Here is a 17,204-nt window from a genome sequence, read left to right as displayed (position 1 = left end):
GCATGACAGGCAGCGCGATTCAGCGGCAGCGGCGGACAGCAGACGAGCCCGGCAGGGCTACGCGCGCGGCCGCAGCCCCCTGCGCCGCCGGAGCGACGGCATGAAGGTGCTGGTGATCACCAACCTGTTCCCCCTGCCCTGGGAGCCCGGCCGCGGCCTGTTCAACGCCGCCCAGCTGACCCGGCTGGCGCAGCGGCATCCGGTGCATGTGGTGGTGCCGGTGGCCTGGCGCAGCTGGTGGCGGCATCGGCGCGCAGCGCGCGGCAGCCACGACTACCAGGGCATCACGGTGACGCCGGTGCCCTACTTCTACACGCCGGGCCTGTGGCGGGCGAGCTACGCCTTCAGCCTGTGGCTGTCGCTGTGGCGCGCCCTGCCGCGCTTCCAGCGCTGGGGTGCCGATGTGCTGCTGGCCACCTGGCTGTACCCGGACGGCGTGGCCGCCGTGCGCCTGGCGCGGCGGCTCGGCCTGCCGGTGCTGCTGAAGGCGCACGGCAGCGACGTCAACGTGCAGTGCCAGGCGCCGGCGCGACGTCGCCAGGTGGTGCAGGCCGCGGCCGCCAGCGCGGCGGTGCTTACGGTCAGCCGCGACCTGGCCGAGCAGCTGCAGGCGCATGGCGTGGATGCACAGCGTCTGCACACGCTCTACAACGGCATCGACCTGCAGCGCTTCGCACCGGCCGACGGCGCCGAGGCGCGACGCGCGCTGGATCTTCCGGCCGCCGATCGGGTGCTGCTCTACGTCGGCAACCTCAAGCGCAGCAAGGGCGTGCTGGACCTGGTCGAAGCGCTGCGGCAGCTGCCCGCCGACGAGTGGCAGCACTGCATCGTGATCGGTGAAGGCGAAGACCGCGCCGCCATGGAAGCCCTGGCCCGCCAGTACGGCCTCAGCGAGCGCCTGCGCTGGCTCGGTCGGCAGCCGCACGCGCAGATCGGCCAGTGGCTGGCGGCCTGCGACCTGCTGCTGCTGCCCAGCCACGCCGAGGGCGTGCCCAACGTCGTGCTGGAGGCCATGGCCTCCGGCCGCCCGGTGGTGGTGAGCGACCTGCCGGGCATTCGCGAAGTCACGCCCGAGTTCGCCGGCCTGCGCGCCCCGCCGCAGCAGCCGGCCGCCTTCGCCGCCGCCATCGCCGCCGCCCTGGGCCGCGGTTGGGACAGTGCCCGCATCCGCCGCCACGCCGAAACCTTCTGCTGGCAAACCAATGTCGACCGCCTGGAAGCGCTGCTGCAGGGCGCTGTATCGGAACACCCGCCATGACTGACAAGGTGCTCTACCACCATCGCACCCGCGGCCGCAGCGTCGAGGGCGTGCACATCCGCAGCGTCACCGCAGCGCTGCGGCAGCTCGGCTACCAGGTCGACATCCTGTCGCTGCCGGGCGCCCATCCCGAAGCGCCGGAGGAGACCTCGCCCCGCAGCGCCGCGCCTCCGCCCAGCCGGCTTTCGCGCCTGCTTTCGGCGGTGGCCGCGCGAGCGCCCGAGTGGCTGTTCGAACTGTTCGAACTGCTCTACAACGGCGTCGCGTGGTGGCGGCTGCGCGCGCGGCTCAAGCGCGAGCCCGGCGTGTGGATCTACGAGCGCTACTCGCTGTTCCTGTTCGCGGGGGTGTGGCTGGCGCGCCGGCGCGGCGTGCCGATCGTGCTCGAAGTCAACGACTCGGCGGTGATGCCGCGGGTGCGGCCGCTGCTGATGCGCGGCCTGGCGCGGCGCATCGAAGCCTGGGTGTTCACCCGCTGCGACGGCCTGGTGTTTGTCTCCAGCGCCTTCCGCGACCAGGTGCTGGCCGCGCACGGCCGCCTCGCCACCTGCATCGTCAGCCCCAACGCCGCCGACATCACCCGCTTCGACCCCGGGAAGACCGACCGCCGCGCCATCCGCCAGAGCCTCGGCGTCGACGGGCGCCTGGTCTGCGGCTACCTCGGCGCCTTCGTGGAATGGCACGGCATTCACCGCTTCATCGACGCCGCCGCCCCGCAGCTTTCGGCGCGCCAGGATCTGCGCCTGCTGCTGGTGGGCGACGGCAAGACCCGCAAGCAGGTCGAGGCCTCGCTGCAGCAGCACGGCGTCAGCCCCCAGGCCGTGCTGACCGGCGCCGTGCCACACGAGCAGGTGCCTGGCCTGATCGCTGCCATGGACGTCTCGGTGCTGCCCGACTCCAACACCTACGGCTCACCGATGAAGCTGTTCGAGCTGATGGCCATGGGCGTGCCCGTGGTCGCGCCCGACTACGGCCCCATTGCCGAAGTGATCGAACACGGCGTCACCGGCTGGCTGTTCCCGCGCGGCGACATGCAGGCCTGCCTGCACACCCTGCTGGCGCTGGAACCGCAAGCCATCCGCGAAGTCGGCAACCGCGCCCGCCGCTACGTCATCGAGCAGCGGCAGTGGCGCAACAACGCACAGCAGCTGGTCGAACTCTTTCAGCAGATCGAAGCGGAAAAGAAGCGAACCGACCTCGGCGGACAGATGCGCCACAAGCGCGCCTAAGCCCAGGCAGCGCAGCGCCATCGGGCGGGTCTCGACCCACCCAACCCCGACACGCCCCCATCCCGTAGGGTGGGTCTTGACCCACCAAACCCGCGACGCGCCCCCATCCCATAGGGTGGGTCTTGACCCACCGGACCTCACCCATGCCCGAGCTCAGCACCCGGCTCCGCCAACGCCTCGGCCTCGCTCAACCCGCGGCGGTGAAGGTCGAACGCACCGAACCGCTCGCATTCGACGGCTACACCGAGCTGCGCATGGCGCGCGGGCATGCGCTGGATCAGCAGCGGTTTGAGGCGATCGTGCAGTGGATCGTCGGGCGCGTGCACATGGATCCGTCGCCGCAAGAGGGCTGAGGCTTGCTGCGTCTGTCTCGTCTCGTCGATTGGGGCTGCGTCAGGCGCTTGTCAGGACTTCGCCGCAGCAGAAGCCGACCGCGGCGCTGTCGTCTTCGGCCAGCCAGGCGCACCCGTCCGACGAACGCAGCAGAAGCGCCAGCCTCACGGCCAGATCCACCGGTGGCGCCGCGGCGCGCTCGAACGCGGCCTGCTCGATACACAGCGCGGCCAGCACCGCGGCGTCATCAACGCCCGCGACCCGCAGCCGGATGCTCGCCCTTCCGGCGGGCCAAAGAGTCAGCCATCGCCGCCTGCACCCTGCAGCGCAAAGCCCTCGTCCAGCCAACCGGTGATGCCGCCGGTCATCAGCTTCACTGGTCGCCCCAGCCGCGCCAGACGCAGGGCTCCGCGCGCCGCGCCGTTGCAGTGCGGCCCTGCGCAGTAGGTGACGAACAGGGTCTCCGGCGGATAGGCGGTGAGGTTGCGCTCGACGATCCTGCCATGCGGCAGATTGACCGCCCCCGGCACGTGCCCCTGTGCGAACAGCGCCGGCCCGCGCACATCGAGCAGCACGAAGCCGGGTGTCTCGCTGGCGAGGGCTTCGTGCACATCCCAGCAATCCGTCTCGAACTCGAACAGCGCCGCGAAATGGTCGGCCGCGGCGGCGGCGGATGCCGCCGGAACTTCGTTCACTGCGTTCTTCATGGCGCACGACTCGGTAGTGACGGGAGACCCCATTGTTGGCAAGCCCGCGCACGGCGCACACTGGCGGCTATGCCAGCCATCCCACAGAAACCGCCAAGGTCACCGCCGTCTGTCGACCCGCTGCGGGTGGTCGCAGTGGCCTATCCCGGCCTGTGCAGCTTTGAGTTTTCCTGCGCCGCCGAGGTCTTTGGCCTGCACCGTCCTGAAGTCGGCGAACGCTGGTACCGCTTCTCGGTGTGCGCAACCCGGGCGGGTCTGCTGCAGGCCGACTATGGCCTGAGCCTGCGCGCCCATGCGGGCCTGCGCGCCTTGGCACAGGCCGGAACCATCATCATTCCGGGCTGGTGCGGCGCGGATGTTCCTGTGCCGAGCGAACTCAGCCGCGCCCTGCAGCGTGCCCACGCACGCGGCGCGCGCATTCTGTCGATCTGTTCCGGCGCCTTCGTGCTGGCCGCCAGCGGCTTGCTGGACGGTCGCCGCGCCGCCACCCACTGGCGCTATGCCGACGCGCTGCAGGCGCGCTATCCGCAGATTCACGTGGACGCCAAGGTGCTCTATGTCGACGAGGGCCAGGTGCTGAGCTCGGCCGGAAGCGCCGCCGGCCTGGACCTGTGTCTGCATCTGGTGCGCCGCGATTTCGGCAGCGCCATCGCCAACCAGGTCGCACGACGGCTGGTGATCGCCCCGCACCGCGACGGCGGCCAGGCGCAGTTCGTCGACCGACCGGTAGCACCACGCCCGCGCAGCGTGGTGGCGCGACTGCAGGAGCGCATGAGCGCAAAGCTTGCGCACCGCTGGACCCTGCTGGAACTCGCCCGCGAGGCCGCACTGAGCGAACGCAGCCTGCTCCGCCGCTTCCACGAAGCTGCCGGCTGCACGCCTGGCCAGTGGCTGGCCGAAGCACGCCTGGCCGAGGCGCGTCGGCTGCTTGAGCACAGCCAGCTCAAGCTCACCGACCTCGCCGAACGCTCCGGCTTCGCCAGCGTGGAAACCCTGCGCCGTCAGTTCCAGCAGCGGCTGGGCATTTCTCCTGCAGCGTATCGGCGCCGGTTCTCGTGTGCGTCAAGGGAGCTCTGAGAGGGGCTTCAGAACCGAGCGGGAAGCTCAGGCCAGCTCGCCCAGCAGAACCGTCAGTGCAGCGAACACAGCGAGCCAGCGTAGGCCCATCGGCTTCCAGATCAGCCAAGCGCCGCCAAGCGCTGCGAAGCACATCAGCAGCACCAGGCCCCGCGCGTTGCCGAAGCTGGCCAACCAGGGCGTGCCCGCGCCGACGACGATCAGGCACGCCGCGATCACGTGCCGGTACAGAAAAGCAGACGCGCCTTCGACCGGCGCCGGCACATCCGCCCGACCCACGATCAGCAAGGTACCGACCAGAACACTCACCAGCACGAATGCGGCAAGAACGACCAGAAGCGCGAGCAGGCTCATAGGGGTTTAGGTGTTCCTGTGGGCGCCGCGACGATCCATGATCCGGTCAGTGCGGTTGGGTGCTGAGTCGCCGATCCACGGCGGACTCGGGTCCACGCAACTGCGGGGTAGGTGCTTCGCGCAACACGGGTGCAACGGTTCGCGAAGCCTGCTGCGCGACGTGGCGTCGGAAGCCACCGTGACGCCTGCGCGCGCTGGCATCGCGCGAGCTCATCGCGCTACAACTGCACGACCCAAGGCGTGGAGAACCGCGCCTGCGGGCTTGCTGTAGAGGCGAAAAGCGCCCGGATACACGCGCCGCTCCAGCTCTTCGTCGGTGAAGGCATCGAAGGTGTCGACGATCGCGATCGGTTCGCCTGCGCATTCGAGCGCGAGAACATCCTTCGTGCGTGTGTCCATGCTGACCTTGAGCTCAGCGCAAGGAAACACGCGCTTCGCAACGGGCGCGTAGAGGAACTGGCCGGACAGGAACAGCGTGCCGCCCGAGGCCAGTTCCAGCACGAAATGCAGCCCCTCGTCCTCGAGTTCGGCGATCTGCCACGCCCGAACCACGTTGAACTCATGCGCCTCCAGCGTGCTGGCACGCGCAGCGCGTTGGACCAGATCCGGGCGTGGCCAGAAGCGCAGCACCAGCCAGGGCGCCAACACAAAGGCCGAAAGGCTGCCGAACAGGATGATGAAAAAGGGCTCGTCGGCGCGCTTGACGAGATAAGTCGTGAGCACCAAGACGAGAAAGCCGGCGATGGCGGCAGAGAGAAGTCTGAGCATTCTTCAAGGGCACGCGTTCAGGGTCGGGCGACACTACGCCAGCACAGGTACGTCGCGTGCTGCCGGCCATGCGAAAACGTTCGGCATCGTTTCAACGCGGCGTGCTCGACGGGCACGCGGGACTGAACCCCAGCCGCTCACCGCACCCGCGTGAAGTAGTTCTCCCGCAGCACGGGCTGACCCTCCCGGGTGAAGTGCGCCACCGTTTCGACCATGGACTCGCCGTCGGGCTGCACCGCGTAGATCCGCGTCGATGCAGGCACGCCGCCTTTGCCCAGCTGCAGGATCAGAAGGTCCGACCGCGGCTGGGTGGTCGCCGCCACATCGGCCTCGAAGTTCACCTCGACCGGCGTCGGCGAACCATCGAGCGGCGTCACCCCGTCCGCCACCCGCAGCGTGCCTGCGGCATCCATCACCTCAACCCGCATCCGCAAGCGCTCATCGCCGGCGTCGGAGAAGGTGATCGTGACGCTCCTGGGTCGCGCGTCCGGCGCCATGGGCAGCCGTGAGGTGTCGACAGCCCACACGCCGATCACGGGCGAGGCGGGCTTCGCTTCGACGGCGGGCGCGCATTGGGACCAGGCAGCAGCGAGGAAGGTCAGTGCAATTGCGATAGTTTTCATTGAAGACTCCCGTGATCCCAACGGCTTCGCATCTCGCTCTCCGGCCTTCGAATCTCCGGACTGGAGTATTGACCTTAACCCCAGTCCTGCACACAGACGTTCGATGGCCGCTGCCTCGAAACAAGGCGATCGCGCCCCTCTCCCCTGGTGGGAGACAAGCAGGTCCACTTCGAGGTCATCGCAGGTCTTCGCTTCGAGGTGATCGCACGTCTTCAAGCCGGTGCTCAAACCGATGCACTGAAGCGAAGGAAGCGCCCCTCTCCCCTGGAGGGAGAGGGGTTGGGGAGAGGGGGGCAAACCTCGCGGCAAGCCTCATCCCCCTCTCCCCCGACCCCTCTCCCACGCGGGGAGAGGGGAGACAGGCGGCCCCACGTCGAGGTGATCGCAGGTCTTCAAACCGATGCTCGAACCGGCGCGCTGAAACGCAGGAAGCCGCCCCTCTCCCACGCGGGGAGAGGGGAGACAGGCGGCCCCACGTCGAGGTGATCGCAGGTCTTCAAACCGATGCTCGAACCGGCGCGCTGAAACGCAGGAAGCCGCCCCTCTCCCCTTGAGGGAGAGGGGTTGGGGAGAGGGGGGCAAACCTCGCGGCAAGCCTCATCCCCCTCTCCCCCGACCCCTCTCCCTCCAGGGGAGAGGGGAGACAAGCGGCCCCACTTCGAGGTGATCGCAGGTCTTCAAACCGATGCTCGAACCGATGCACTGAAGCGAAGGAAGCGCCCCTCTCCCCTTGAGGGAGAGGGGTTGGGGAGAGGAGGCAAATCTCGCGGCAAGCCTCATCCCCCCCAACCACCTTCGCTCCGCTCGGGCTCAGGCGGGCGTCGGCTGCCACCGGCAGCCGACAAGCGCCCACCCTTGCTTCCCTCCAGGGGAGAGGGGAGACAAGCGGCTCCACGTCGAGGTGATCGCGGGTCTTCGAGGTGGTCGCGGCTCTTCAAGCCGATGCTCGAAGCGATGCGCCCGCTCAGTGGAACTTGAGCTCGCCCACGAACTCCAGGCCGAACTCACTGACTTCGACGCTGTACAGCGCGCGATCGAGGCTCTGCCCATGGTGGCGGATGGGCGCCAGCATCGGCTCGGTGTCCGGCTGGCCCTCAAGGGCCTGCTCCATCACCGACTGATAGAAGGCGCCGCGGTAGGCGAATTCCAGCAGGGTGGGCGCGCTCGGCGCGGACGCCAGTCGGGCCGGCAGTGCGGCCACCGCGCGGTCGCCAATCGCGAGGCCCAGCGCCTGTGTGCCGGCGGCGATGTGCATCTTGGCTTCGCCGGGCAGGCCAGAAGGTAGGTCGATGGCACGCGGGGGTTCGCCCGGCTGGAGGTCGGCCGGAAAGCTTGGGTCCTGTGTGGCGATGTCGGCCAGCAGCGCCGCGAGGTCCGGCGTGTAGCCCTGCAGACTGGCCTGCAGTTCCAGCGGCTTGTCACCCTCCGGCCAGCGCAGATGGTCGATCTGCGCATGCACGCTCGGCAGGTGCTGGGCCAGCCCGGCGGCCACCGGGTTATTGAGCGCGCTGCTGAGTTCGGCCAGCTTGAGTGCCGAGAGCATGCTGCCGACGCACTCGCCGCTCAAGGCACCCCCCCAGGAGTTGATCAGGGTGATCAGCCGATCGCTGCGCAAGCTCAGCGCCAGGCGCGCGCCGGCGGCATCGGCATCCGCGGCGGCGATCAGCGGCGCCTGCAGGGTGTGCAGTTTCTTGACCAGGGCGGGCTTGGCTTCCAGCAGATAGCGCAGCCGATAGCCGCGCTCGTCGATCGCCGCATAGCCGGCCGCCATGCGTGGCCAGCTCTCGATCAAGTCCTGCGCCTGCGCTTCGCAGGCGGCGGAAATCTCGCTCGGCGGGATCCAGCCGAGCTCAGCCATCAGCGCCGCCTGCGGGCCCTGCGCCGCGCCGCTAATCAGGGCCCAGAGACGCGCCGAATCGAGGTACCCAGAGCCCTGCGGCAGCAGGCCAAGACGCGCGTTCAGCGCCTGCAGGCTGCCAGCGTCGAGCACCGATTCGGCCGGTGGATCAAGGCCCAACACGGCGCGCAGCACCGTGGCGGTCGCGCTGCGCGGCAGCAGGCTCAGCACCAGCTGGCCGTCGTGCAGCGCAAGCAGCAGGCCGTTCTCCGAGGTGTCCGGCCCCAACAGCCAGTAGGTCTGGCCGTCAGCATCGGCTGTCTGCACCTGCATCCCCGCGCTGCGGGTGAAGCGCAGGAAGGCTTCGCGAAAACGCTCGGCATCGGCAAGTTCGACCCGCGCCACCGGCAGCAGGCCCAGCCCGAACAGCGCTGCACGCGGCTGTCGCGACAGGCCCCAGCGCTCCATCAGTTCGCCCAGGCCGCGGGTTTCGACTTCCGCACTGATCGCCTTCAACAGGGCGCGCTGCTGCTTGCTGTCGGCGCCGGTGTCGGCCGCGGCCCCCAGCCACTCGCGCAGCATCGGTGCGTACATCCGGGGCAGCGCGTCATCGCGGGCGATCCAGGCATCAGAGATCGCTGCCGAAGGCGGATCGATGGCCCCGAACACGTAGGGCGTGTCGGCTGGGGCATAGGCCAGTGGCGGCCGAGCGGACGCAGCACTGCCAAGCGCGGCAGCAAGAACCAGGGCGATGGAACAGGAACGGCGGAACAGTCGGGCAGACATGGAAAGTGAACATTCGCAACGGAGGGGCGACAGGATAGCAGCGCCCACGGCGCGGCCTTCAGCCCTCGATGGCAAGCCGGCAGCGCGCTGCCCCTACGATGCGATGCGCAGCCGCATCCGTTTGTCGATCACCCAGGGCGGGCCGATCAGCAGTCGGGGGCGACGCGAAGAGGCTTCAGGGATAACAGAGTCGCGTCGGGCGGTCGCCTACCGGAGAACCCGCGCCGTTGCTGCGAAGCTAGGCCTGACCCTGGGCTCTCTGACCCTGGGCTCCGCTCTCACGTTCAGCCGCTTTGAGCGCAGCTAGCACTTGGAGCAGAAACTCGTCTACTTGACTCACGGCGATCAAGATCTCGCTACCAGATTCATCCCATGCTTTCGCCTTGACTGAGGCATCAATATTCTCATTAGCCAGCTGGGTAACGTACGCGAGCAAGGCGCGCTGCTCTGGTTCTTTTAAGCATTTGTAAACCATGCTCAAGCCCTCGAAGAATTGCGGATAATCCAGCAAGAAATCCTGATGGATGTGACTACCGAAGACCTTCCACGCCTGCGGCTGAATCATGCTCGTTTCACCTCGTTGGATAGGCAATACGGACAACGAAACCATTGGGCAAATTCGATTTCCTGCGAAGAACACACGAACGCAGCTTTGGGGTCAGGCCGAGCCTCGCAGCACCCTCGGCCAAATTGACCGCCTGCGGCAGCGCGATGCTGCTTCGATGGACCTGACCGAGCTCGTGCATGACCCCGCTAACTCGCACGACTAAAACTCTATGACTGCAACGGGGCCTGCAAATTCTTTGGTGAGTTGTTCGGCGAGGAACAGTGCGTCTTGAAGCGTCTCATTAGGGCCATGGGAAGCCGTGAGCATCGAATAGGGCTGAGATCCATCGCCCACGCACAGCTCATCAATAATGGACTCAATCTTCGCAGCCTCAACGCCGACCACCCCAAAGAAGATTACGCCATCTCGAATCCAGCCGACAACGAGATCGTCCAGCTCAGGTGCATAGCCTCGAACGGAATTAAGCACGATCTTGTTTGGCGAAGTCATGGTGTCTTCTTGCGCCTTGAGTTCAGCCGCTCCGTGGGATGCCGGCTTGGATAATGAATCAGGCCGCCAGTGTCACGGCCCTGGGGAGCAAAAAGTAGCCAATCAGCAATGCGAGAGGGAACTGCCCAGCGACAAACATGTTGAAAGTGGCAAGAACAGATACCCAGAACGACTTGGTCTCGGCGGGTCGGCGGGAGCGCCACAAGTAGACCGCGCAAACCGCAGATAGCACTCCTAACATGGCCATGTAAATCGGGAACGATGGCGCTGAATCCATTACGACTTTGGTGAAAGCCGGTGCGTAGGTGCCTGCCAGATTCTTATCGAGCGGCGAGAACGCCTCGACAGCAAACCAAAGCCAGCCCGCCCCGATCACGACCGCGATCAGACTCCCGATGAATGCAATTGTGGTCACTACTGCGCGAGAGTTCATTGGGACTTCACGGCGTTTGGAAAGGCCTCGGGCTCAACGGGTGTCAAGAAACATTCTGCGCTATCCCCGCGGTTCTCTCGAACGCATAGTGGGTTGCCAGCTTGGTGCAAGATGCATTGACTCCACTCCTGGCGGTGCTGAGGAGTACGCAGCCAAGCATAGAACGCTGAAGACCCCACCGGGGAGTCGAGAATCTCAGCGGGCACGCATACTCCCCACGCTAGAACCCCTGCATCTACGAGAATCGCGTAAGCAACATCTGCCACCGTTTCCGCATGGAGTCCTCTACCAATATGGACGTTGTCGGCCGGCGAGGAATCCGAAAGAGCAACGATCAAACAACGCCGGTACTCAGCCGCGTGACCGACAATGCGATTGTAGGCTGGGTCGCTACCGAGCATGCCGGGTTTGCTTGGAAGCGAGCGGACTTTGCGAATGTCCTCACACCCCCCGGCACCCGCGGCGAGTGCGTGAAGCCGCAACTCTTCTTGCGAAGCAGGAGGCTTAGGAGGCGATCCAAATGAATCGGATACACAGGCCACTGTGAGAACAAGGGCTACGGCATGCCAACACGGTCTGATCATCGCCCCTAACGCCTGAGCTAAGCGGCCAAATCAATCGCGAACCGATTGATTGGTCCGCTTGAGCGAATTGTTAGGCGTAGTTTTGCATGACTCAAGGGCAGGAGCCACCGGGGCTTCGACGCCAACGCTTGGCCAGCCGAAAAGCACGGTGACGAAGTTGCTGCGAATAGGCGCCGATGGCCGCGACGCGCTCAAGCTCCCTCGCAATCTCTTCATCTAGTGCCACATCAGCCTCAAGCCAATCCAACGCAGGTGCGATCCAGCCTTGCGTTGGCCAAGCGAGAGCCGCCAAAACAACGTCACGAGCCCTCACATCGGAAGGAAGCTCCGAGGCACTAGCCCTTAGTTGAGAGACGAGGTAGCTCGGATTCACATAGCGCCTAACGCCGCGTTAAGCGGCCGCGGGCCGATACAACATCAGGAGACACTACAGCCTCTCCCCGCGGTCCGCTTGAACGCATAGTTGGGCGGCCTAGTGAGGTGCTACTTGAGAAAGTCGTACGACGACACATCGAGCTGGTAGAACTTTAGTGCCTCGCTTCGGATGCCTATGCTGTACTCGACAAACAGATCGAGCAACTGTTCGTGCTCGATATAGTGAATGACTTCTTTTGCTGCCTCTTTCGCTTTCGTCTTCGCCACGTCGTTTAGGCGGCTCGTTGTAACGATGATTCCCTGTTGTGCCTGATAAGTGGATAGGTTATCGCGGAGAGTGCTGACGTCTTTCGGGCCAACGAGCTGCCTGAGGTTCTTGCACTTGCACTGTACAGCGATGCGATTGGTGAGAATGCCGTCTCGCTTCTCGCAAATGATGTCGACGCCTTGATCGTCCTTTCCGCCAATAACCTGTACGTCCTGGTAACCAAGGGCAACTAGAAGATCGGCCACCATAACTTCAAAGTTCGGCCCGTTGTTCGCAGAAATTAATCGTTCGTAGAGTTCTTGCGCCGCATCTGCTCGAGAGTCCCTAACCTGCTCAAGGGCTGACTTCGTCTTCTGCGTCGGCTTTCCTGCAACGAGGTCGATTAGGCTGAAAAGGCCGTTTCCTAGGAAGACGAAGCGCTGCGGTTGCCCCCTAGCTTCGCGCCTTTTCATCTCGACTCGAATCGAGACATGCATGTTGATGTCGGGGGTCTCCGACTCAGTTGCGACTAGTTTCTGCTTCAGGGCAGCAGCCGCGAGTTCCTTGTGCGTCATCGGCTTGCCGGCGTCGCGCAAGAGCTTCTCTGCAGCATCGGCGAAGGACATGGTTGCCACTTGAATCTCCAAGGCTGCGATACGTTTACTTGGCCACCCAACGCCTGAGCTAAGCGGCAGCATCAATCGCAAAGCGTTTGATCGGTCCGCTTGAGTGAATGGTTAGGTGCAAGAAGCCCAAAACAAAGCTAGTCATCGGAGCGAACCTCTCGGAGCTCTGTAACCACACTGCCGCCGCATTTGGCACAAGCACCCTCCACAAAAATGCGACCGCCCTCCTCAAACTCAACGGGAGTGCGAAGACCTAAATCGGCCTGACTACACCGAGAACACCACGTGTCCGAACAGATTGATCTCTGTTCAGCCGGATCTCTCTGTAGGAAATCGCGTGGAACTCTCATGCTGAACCTAACGTTGAGTTCAGAGCCGCCCTGATATCTGCGGTTTTTATGCGAATGTCAGGACGTCGTCTGCAACGGGTGGTTAGAGGGCGGCGGCTCAAACTTGAGCAGCGCCTCCGCAAACTCAGTGTTGGGCGTTGAATAGCCACCCTCGTGCGCTTGGAATATTCGGGCATTGGGAAAGAGAGTCTTTAATTGATGCAGAAACTCGAACAAGGCGAGGACGGTCTTCTCATTCCAACCATTACCCGCTCTCTAGTCGAAGGAAATTCCACCATTCTCGATGCTTACGGATAATTGGGGCAGTTCCACGCCACTGACACATAGGCCCGACAAGCAGTGCCTAAATGTTCCTGCCTTCCCGGCGGCAAACTCCCTGGCTGGATACTGAACATCCCGAATCGGAATATCCATCTCCTTTTCAATGCTCCACAACGTAGGAGAGTTGGCAATGGAGCACTGACCCATTACCCACTCATAAGCCACCACAGTTTGCTCAACAGTGAGATTCTCGACGTATATATCAGGAAGCATTCCGTCGTCTATTTGGAAAAGGTGCTTTACGTTTTGCCACGGCGGATTCATGTCATCCCTCTAACGCCGCGTCAAGCGGCCGCGGCGCGACCACGCATCGGGATGCATCGAATTCTCTCCCAGCGGTCCGCTTGAACCCATAGTTAGGGAAGCTTTGATTTACCGCCGTAGCCAGCTACCATTCCGCATCGCCACAGATTGTTCGTCCGATGAAGCAGACGACCTTTGACTCCCTTGCCTACACCGCGAAGAAGAAGCAGACGCGGCGTGAGCGATTCCTGTCCGAGATGGAGCAGGTGGTGCCGTGGCAGCCGCTGCTGGCGCTGATCGCCGAACACTACCCGAAGAGTGGCAAGGCGGGCCGGCCGCCGATGTCGCCGGAGGCCATGCTGCGAATTCACTTCCTGCAGCAGTGGTACGCGCTGAGCGATCCCGCGATGGAGGATGCGCTGTACGAGATCGAGTCGATGCGGCGCTTTGCCGGACTCCAACTCAACGTCGATCCGATCCCGGACGAGACCACCATCCTGAAGTTCCGGCGCTTTCTTGAGAAGCATGCGCTGGCGCCGAAGATCCTGCAGACGGTGAACGCGCATCTGGCCGCGCGCGGCATGCAGATGCGCGCCGGCACGCTCGTGGACGCCACGATCATCCACGCGCCGAGTTCGACCAAGAACAGCAGCGGCACGCGTGATCCGGAGATGCACCAGACGAAGAAGGGCAAGCAGTGGTTCTTCGGCATGAAGGCCCACATCGGCGTGGACTCCGAGTCCGGCCTGGTGCGGGTGGTGGTGGCAACGCCCGCCAACACTGCAGACGTCACCCAGATCGGAGCGCTGCTGACGGGCGAGGAGAAAACCGTGCATGCCGACGCCGGTTACACCGGCGCCGAGAAGTACGTGGAGGGCAAGGCCATGCTGCACGTCGCCGCCAAGCGCGGCACGCTCAAGCGCATGGTCGAGGGCGCGCTCAAGGATGCGACGCAGAAGCTTGAAAAGCTGAAGGCGCAGATGCGGGCGCGCGTCGAACACCCGTTCCGGGTGGTGAAGTGCCAGTTCGGATTCACGAAGGTGCGGTACCGTGGCCTGGCCAAGAACGCTACCCAGCTGCAGGTGCTGTTTGCGCTGGCGAACCTGAGTCTGGCGCGCCGCCGATTGGCGGCGGCAGGATGAGTCCGCCTGCGGCTCGGGGATTTCGCCCCGAGTCGCAAAAAATCGGGGGTTCGACGGGTGCAACCCGATCAGCTTCAAACGATCAAGGCAGCGACGCGGGATCCAAAACAGCTTCGAATCGATCGATAGCGGCGTGGCGGCTTAGTTCAGAGGTTCCTTAGCTTCATGCGCGTCAGACGGCTCATTTGCGCTCGAAACCAAGAACCTTGAAACAGCCACCTTCAACCACAGAAGTTGCGCCAGCCTTCGACAGCAGCTCGACTAGCTTTGCGCTGTGATCGACCCTTGATGGCGCAACCCGAATGCCGCGATGAACGGTTTGAACTGGGTTGATGAGAAGGCACTCGATGTCTTCAAGCTTCACAGGCCCACAATTTGCCTCTATGTAGCTCGGCGAAGGAATCAGCAAGAACCTACTCCACTCGGATGGCTCAACCTCACCACGCACGAGTAGACAGCTCTCTAAACCGAGCGAATGAACAATAGCAACCAGCGACTCCCAGCCCACTGAAGAAATGCTCATTAAGCTAACGCTGGAGCGAAGCGGCCACATCAATCGCGAAGCGATTGATTGGTCCGCTTGAGCGAATAGTTAGGTGCGTGATGTTTGGCCAAGAGCCCTCGTTATGCAACCGCCCACCTCTGCTTGAATCTGTGGCGCCTGCTCCACGTGACTGCTCAAGCGAGCAGCTAGGTGACGAGGCTCGTAGCCTGGCGATCCCTGAAATGCATGCCAAACGCGGTGCTGAATTTCGTTGAGCCACTTCAACCCCTCGAGTTTCTGGCTATCGGAGAGCGACGGATCGCTCCAGATGCTTCGTGCGGCAATAGTGAGCTCGTACCAAAGTCTCACGTAAAAACTCCGACGTGACTCAGCGGAGAGCGAATCCAACCTAGCGAGAAAGTCAGCCATCGCATCTAACGCCGCGTTAAGCGGCCGCTGGCCGAACGAATATCAGGAAACACCGCAGTCTCTCCCAGCGGTCCGCTTGAACGCATAGTTAGGCATTGGACCCGGGCGGAACCTGTGAATTGCTCTCTGCAGGCTGAAGTGTGCCCTTGTAACGCTCGAAATTGATGCGCCGGATTTCCTTGTCGGCGTCGGTTAGCCCATAGTCGCGGGCTCGAAATGCTTGGGTTCCGGCTTTGTCATCTGGCCGGAGGGAGACGAGGATGCTTACAACCTGCTCTTGAATGCCCTCAAGGGCATTTAGCTCGCTCTGCAGAAAATGGCCATACTCCCAACGAAGTGTCTCCACAGACTCGTGAGGGTTGTTCTGGTTGAAGAGCGCGCCGTAAGCAAAGTGGACGTAGTTCGCGCGGGATTTGATCTCATTGAACGTCCCAACGAGCGCGTTAGAAAGCGGCTCTCTCGCCGCTTTGCCGTCTCGCCACTGGATTACGTTGAACACCAGCGACACCACCGTTGCAACGACGAAGAAGATTTCGAGGTACGTCAACACCATGACCTATCCTCCAATGCCTAACTCAATGTAGACGTCAGATTGACGTCCAACCTGTCGTATAACTCGCGCATCGCGACACCCCTCAATCGTCGATGGGCCTTCCAAACCTCCGCTTGCACCGAGGCGCTTGGCTTGGCTTGGCTTGGCTGCTATCGCACGCTACCGCGAGCCATCGTCGCTCTCAACCAGCACTTTCAGGTATCCGGTACCTGTGTTCCGGCTCGACATGACGCCCCGCATGCCGAACCCTTGATTCATGCCATCTGGCCCGCAGGGCAGCCCCACCCTCACCCCCCACAAAACACCCTCGGCAACCCAAAAATCCCCTCGAACAAGGCCGGCGCCACATACGGCTCAATCGGTTCGCGGCGGATGTCGTAGTCATCCCCCGTGTCCATTCCGTGGAACCCGCCGTAGTACGAGAACGCGTAGCGCACGCCGGCTTCTTTCAGCACCTGGCGGGTGTCGGCATTGAAGCTGTCGCGGTTGCCGACCGGGTAGGCGAAGGCGCTTGGGCGCCGGCCGAGTTCGGTGTGCAGGCGTTCGGCGCAGCCGAAGATTTCCTCGCGCTGTTCGTCGATCGGCAGGCGCGACAGCACGGGGTGGTGCATGGTGTGGCCGCCGATGTGCATGCCGTGGGCCTGCATCTCGCGCAGCATGTCCCAGCTCATCCACTGTTCGACGGCGTCGGGCTGCTGGGCGTTGGGCAGCTCGCGCAGGCGCTGCAGCAGGGCGGCGGCGCGCTCGCCGGGCAGGCGCTTGTACAGGCGCAGCAGCTGACGCACGGCGTCGGGGCGCTGCTCGGGGCTCAGGCTGAGCGGCGGCAGCTCGAACTCGGGCAGGTGCAGGCTGCGGGCGCTGGTGCTGTCGATCAGGGCGTTGATGGCGTCCCACCAGGACAGGCGCGGGTTGTCGATGTAGCCGGTGGCGATGAAGAAGGTGGCGCGCGCGCCCTCGTGGCGCAGCACCTCGAAGGCGGCGTGGTAGTTGTCGCTGTAGCCGTCGTCGAAGGTCACCAGCACGAAGCGGCCGCGGCTGCGGCGCGCCTGTTCGATCTCGTCGGGGGTGATGAGCTCGGCGTGGCGTTTGAGAAACCGGATCTGCGCAGCGAACTGCTCCGCGCTGGCGCTGATGACGCCCGGGTCGCAGTAGCGGGGCAGTCGCGTGGCGATGCGGTGGTAGTTCAGGCACAGCAGTCCGCGCGGGCGGTAGGCGTGGCGTAGCACGGCCAGGGCGCCACTGCGCTTCAGCGTATTGGCCAGCAGCAGTCGCTTCATGCGGTGTCTCCCCTCAGAGGCCGCGATGGACGGGGTGCGCGCAGCGCCCCCGCAAGGGCAGGCGCGGGCGCGCTCCGCTGTGGTGCAGAGCCGCCGCGGCGGGCGCTGTCG

19 protein-coding genes are annotated in these 17,204 nt (G+C 64.2%); 5 read left to right on the top strand and 14 right to left on the bottom strand.

Annotation, left to right across the window (positions count from 1 at the left end; all coding sequences use genetic code 11):
- Positions 1–100 precede the first annotated feature (100 nt).
- The 3 genes from H4O13_15695 to H4O13_15685 all read left to right on the top strand — a co-directional run bounded on the left by H4O13_15695 (position 101) and on the right by H4O13_15685 (position 2,840).
- Positions 101–1,258: a glycosyltransferase gene (locus H4O13_15695; protein MBE5316835.1), complete on the top strand. Its 1,158-nt coding sequence runs from the start codon at positions 101–103 to the stop codon at positions 1,256–1,258.
- Positions 1,255–2,487, top strand: a complete 1,233-nt coding sequence (locus H4O13_15690) for a glycosyltransferase family 4 protein (GenBank protein ID MBE5316834.1) — start codon at positions 1,255–1,257, stop codon at positions 2,485–2,487. Before H4O13_15695 ends, H4O13_15690 begins: the two co-directional genes overlap by 4 nt.
- A gap of 143 nt (positions 2,488–2,630) precedes the next feature.
- Complete coding sequence (locus H4O13_15685) at positions 2,631–2,840, top strand: hypothetical protein (protein ID MBE5316833.1); 210 nt, start codon at positions 2,631–2,633, stop codon at positions 2,838–2,840.
- Between the two features lie 40 nt (positions 2,841–2,880).
- On the opposite strand, the gene H4O13_15680 is transcribed toward H4O13_15685, so the two are convergent.
- Both H4O13_15680 and H4O13_15675 read right to left on the bottom strand, forming a co-directional pair.
- Positions 2,881–3,057 carry a hypothetical protein gene (locus tag H4O13_15680; GenBank protein MBE5316832.1) on the bottom strand — a complete coding sequence of 59 codons (177 nt, stop codon included), beginning with the start codon at positions 3,055–3,057 and terminating at the stop codon, positions 2,881–2,883.
- A 62-nt stretch (positions 3,058–3,119) separates the two neighbouring features.
- Positions 3,120–3,527, bottom strand: a complete 408-nt coding sequence (locus H4O13_15675) for a rhodanese-like domain-containing protein (GenBank protein MBE5316831.1) — start codon at positions 3,525–3,527, stop codon at positions 3,120–3,122.
- Positions 3,528–3,596: 69 nt separating this feature from the next.
- On the opposite strand from H4O13_15675, the gene ftrA reads away from it, so the two are divergent.
- Positions 3,597–4,604: a transcriptional regulator FtrA gene (gene ftrA, locus H4O13_15670; protein MBE5316830.1), complete on the top strand. Its 1,008-nt coding sequence runs from the start codon at positions 3,597–3,599 to the stop codon at positions 4,602–4,604.
- A gap of 27 nt (positions 4,605–4,631) precedes the next feature.
- Here the strand turns inward: ftrA and H4O13_15665 are convergent, their stop codons facing one another.
- The 9 genes from H4O13_15665 to H4O13_15625 all read right to left on the bottom strand — a co-directional run bounded on the left by H4O13_15665 (position 4,632) and on the right by H4O13_15625 (position 13,229).
- On the bottom strand, positions 4,632–4,958 hold the full coding sequence (locus H4O13_15665) for a hypothetical protein (protein ID MBE5316829.1): 327 nt from the start codon (positions 4,956–4,958) through the stop codon (positions 4,632–4,634).
- A 210-nt stretch (positions 4,959–5,168) separates the two neighbouring features.
- Positions 5,169–5,726 (bottom strand): hypothetical protein, encoded by a 558-nt coding sequence (locus tag H4O13_15660; GenBank protein ID MBE5316828.1) that lies wholly within the window; start codon positions 5,724–5,726, stop codon positions 5,169–5,171.
- Between the two features lie 137 nt (positions 5,727–5,863).
- A complete protein-coding gene (locus H4O13_15655) occupies positions 5,864–6,349 on the bottom strand; it encodes a hypothetical protein (protein MBE5316827.1) in 486 nt (161 codons plus the stop codon).
- Between the two features lie 964 nt (positions 6,350–7,313).
- The gene (locus H4O13_15650) at positions 7,314–8,972 is read right to left on the bottom strand and encodes a hypothetical protein (protein MBE5316826.1); all 1,659 of its coding nucleotides are present in this window, start codon (positions 8,970–8,972) and stop codon (positions 7,314–7,316) included.
- 238 nt (positions 8,973–9,210) lie between these two features.
- Positions 9,211–9,537: a hypothetical protein gene (locus H4O13_15645; protein ID MBE5316825.1), complete on the bottom strand. Its 327-nt coding sequence runs from the start codon at positions 9,535–9,537 to the stop codon at positions 9,211–9,213.
- A gap of 201 nt (positions 9,538–9,738) precedes the next feature.
- Positions 9,739–10,029 carry a hypothetical protein gene (locus tag H4O13_15640; GenBank protein MBE5316824.1) on the bottom strand — a complete coding sequence of 97 codons (291 nt, stop codon included), beginning with the start codon at positions 10,027–10,029 and terminating at the stop codon, positions 9,739–9,741.
- Positions 10,030–10,087: 58 nt separating this feature from the next.
- A complete protein-coding gene (locus H4O13_15635; GenBank protein MBE5316823.1) occupies positions 10,088–10,462 on the bottom strand; it encodes a hypothetical protein in 375 nt (124 codons plus the stop codon).
- Between the two features lie 1,067 nt (positions 10,463–11,529).
- Positions 11,530–12,303: a restriction endonuclease gene (locus H4O13_15630; GenBank protein MBE5316822.1), complete on the bottom strand. Its 774-nt coding sequence runs from the start codon at positions 12,301–12,303 to the stop codon at positions 11,530–11,532.
- Positions 12,304–12,899: 596 nt separating this feature from the next.
- Positions 12,900–13,229 (bottom strand): hypothetical protein, encoded by a 330-nt coding sequence (locus H4O13_15625; GenBank protein ID MBE5316821.1) that lies wholly within the window; start codon positions 13,227–13,229, stop codon positions 12,900–12,902.
- 158 nt (positions 13,230–13,387) lie between these two features.
- Here H4O13_15625 and H4O13_15620 point away from each other — a divergent pair, with 158 nt between their 5' ends.
- A complete protein-coding gene (locus H4O13_15620; protein ID MBE5316820.1) occupies positions 13,388–14,350 on the top strand; it encodes an IS5 family transposase in 963 nt (320 codons plus the stop codon).
- A gap of 181 nt (positions 14,351–14,531) precedes the next feature.
- On the opposite strand, the gene H4O13_15615 is transcribed toward H4O13_15620, so the two are convergent.
- The 3 genes from H4O13_15615 to H4O13_15605 all read right to left on the bottom strand — a co-directional run bounded on the left by H4O13_15615 (position 14,532) and on the right by H4O13_15605 (position 17,093).
- Complete coding sequence (locus H4O13_15615; GenBank protein ID MBE5316819.1) at positions 14,532–14,873, bottom strand: hypothetical protein; 342 nt, start codon at positions 14,871–14,873, stop codon at positions 14,532–14,534.
- A gap of 478 nt (positions 14,874–15,351) precedes the next feature.
- Positions 15,352–15,810: a hypothetical protein gene (locus H4O13_15610; protein MBE5316818.1), complete on the bottom strand. Its 459-nt coding sequence runs from the start codon at positions 15,808–15,810 to the stop codon at positions 15,352–15,354.
- A gap of 293 nt (positions 15,811–16,103) precedes the next feature.
- Entirely contained in the window at positions 16,104–17,093 is a 990-nt protein-coding gene (locus H4O13_15605; GenBank protein MBE5316817.1) for a polysaccharide deacetylase family protein, read from the bottom strand.
- Positions 17,094–17,204: the final 111 nt, after the last annotated feature.

The sequence above is a fragment of the Lysobacterales bacterium genome, assembly GCA_014946745.1.
Lineage (GTDB): Bacteria > Pseudomonadota > Gammaproteobacteria > Xanthomonadales > Xanthomonadaceae > Aquimonas.
Note: the sequence above shows the minus strand (reverse complement) of the source record. Positions and strands in the feature narration are given on the sequence as shown.

Excerpts from the sequence above, each read along its gene's own strand:
- H4O13_15695 (MBE5316835.1), top strand. The coding sequence starts at position 101 with ATGAAGGTGCTGGTGATCACCAACCTGTTCCCCCTGCCCTGGGAGCCC.
- H4O13_15690 (MBE5316834.1), top strand. The coding sequence starts at position 1,255 with ATGACTGACAAGGTGCTCTACCACCATCGCACCCGCGGCCGCAGCGTC.
- H4O13_15685 (MBE5316833.1), top strand. The coding sequence starts at position 2,631 with ATGCCCGAGCTCAGCACCCGGCTCCGCCAACGCCTCGGCCTCGCTCAA.
- H4O13_15675 (MBE5316831.1), bottom strand. The coding sequence starts at position 3,527 with ATGAAGAACGCAGTGAACGAAGTTCCGGCGGCATCCGCCGCCGCCGCG.
- ftrA (MBE5316830.1), top strand. The coding sequence starts at position 3,597 with ATGCCAGCCATCCCACAGAAACCGCCAAGGTCACCGCCGTCTGTCGAC.
- H4O13_15665 (MBE5316829.1), bottom strand. The coding sequence starts at position 4,958 with ATGAGCCTGCTCGCGCTTCTGGTCGTTCTTGCCGCATTCGTGCTGGTG.
- H4O13_15660 (MBE5316828.1), bottom strand. The coding sequence starts at position 5,726 with ATGCTCAGACTTCTCTCTGCCGCCATCGCCGGCTTTCTCGTCTTGGTG.
- H4O13_15655 (MBE5316827.1), bottom strand. The coding sequence starts at position 6,349 with ATGAAAACTATCGCAATTGCACTGACCTTCCTCGCTGCTGCCTGGTCC.
- H4O13_15650 (MBE5316826.1), bottom strand. The coding sequence starts at position 8,972 with ATGTCTGCCCGACTGTTCCGCCGTTCCTGTTCCATCGCCCTGGTTCTT.
- H4O13_15645 (MBE5316825.1), bottom strand. The coding sequence starts at position 9,537 with ATGATTCAGCCGCAGGCGTGGAAGGTCTTCGGTAGTCACATCCATCAG.
- H4O13_15640 (MBE5316824.1), bottom strand. The coding sequence starts at position 10,029 with ATGACTTCGCCAAACAAGATCGTGCTTAATTCCGTTCGAGGCTATGCA.
- H4O13_15635 (MBE5316823.1), bottom strand. The coding sequence starts at position 10,462 with ATGAACTCTCGCGCAGTAGTGACCACAATTGCATTCATCGGGAGTCTG.
- H4O13_15625 (MBE5316821.1), bottom strand. The coding sequence starts at position 13,229 with ATGAATCCGCCGTGGCAAAACGTAAAGCACCTTTTCCAAATAGACGAC.
- H4O13_15620 (MBE5316820.1), top strand. The coding sequence starts at position 13,388 with ATGAAGCAGACGACCTTTGACTCCCTTGCCTACACCGCGAAGAAGAAG.
- H4O13_15615 (MBE5316819.1), bottom strand. The coding sequence starts at position 14,873 with ATGAGCATTTCTTCAGTGGGCTGGGAGTCGCTGGTTGCTATTGTTCAT.
- H4O13_15605 (MBE5316817.1), bottom strand. The coding sequence starts at position 17,093 with ATGAAGCGACTGCTGCTGGCCAATACGCTGAAGCGCAGTGGCGCCCTG.